This window comes from Pseudomonas sp. K8 (assembly GCF_014889455.1).
Taxonomy (GTDB): domain Bacteria; phylum Pseudomonadota; class Gammaproteobacteria; order Pseudomonadales; family Pseudomonadaceae; genus Aquipseudomonas; species Aquipseudomonas veronii.
On sequence record NZ_VJWO01000197.1, the window covers coordinates 1 to 626 of the forward strand.

Below are 626 nucleotides of genomic sequence, written 5' to 3' on the forward strand. Positions count from 1 at the left end.
ACCGTCACCATCGGCGGCAACGCGGAGGCCATGCTGTGAACCACGCCGTGCGCTGGCTTGCCCCGGACCTGCTGGCAGCCCCTGCCGCCCCGCAGGACGACCATTACGACCTCGACGAACCGGTCGCCGAACACGAGCCCGAACCGCTGCTGCAGCTGCCCACCCTGGAGGAAATCCAGGCGATCCAGGACGCCGCGGAAAAGGACGGCTTCGAACAGGGCCATGCCGACGGCCAGGCCCAGGGCCAGGCCGAAGTGCGCCGCCTGGTGGCCCAGATCGAAGGCATCCTCGACAATTTCGGCCGCCCGTTGGCGCGGCTGGAAAACGAAGTGGTGGCCGCGCTTGGCGAACTGGCCGTGCGCATTGCCGGCACCCTGGTCGGCCGCGCCTACGAGGCCGACCCGGCCCTGCTCGCGCAGCTGGTCGGCGAAGCGGTTGACGCAGTGGGCGGTGCCAACCGCGAGGTCGAAGTGCGCCTGCACCCTGACGACATCGCCGCGCTTGCTCCGCTGCTGCAGCTCTCGCCCACCCAGCGCCTCACCGCCGACCTCACCCTGAGCCGTGGCGACCTGCGCGTGCACGCCGAAGCCGTGCGCATCGACGGCACCCTCGAAGCGCGCCTGCGC

At 71.1% G+C, this 626-nt stretch carries 1 protein-coding gene; it reads left to right on the plus strand.

The window, feature by feature from the left end:
• Positions 1–35: 35 nt before the first annotated feature.
• Positions 36–626 (plus strand): FliH/SctL family protein (locus INT12_RS31810; RefSeq protein WP_193059237.1); only part of this gene is annotated, 591 nt, incomplete at its 3' end.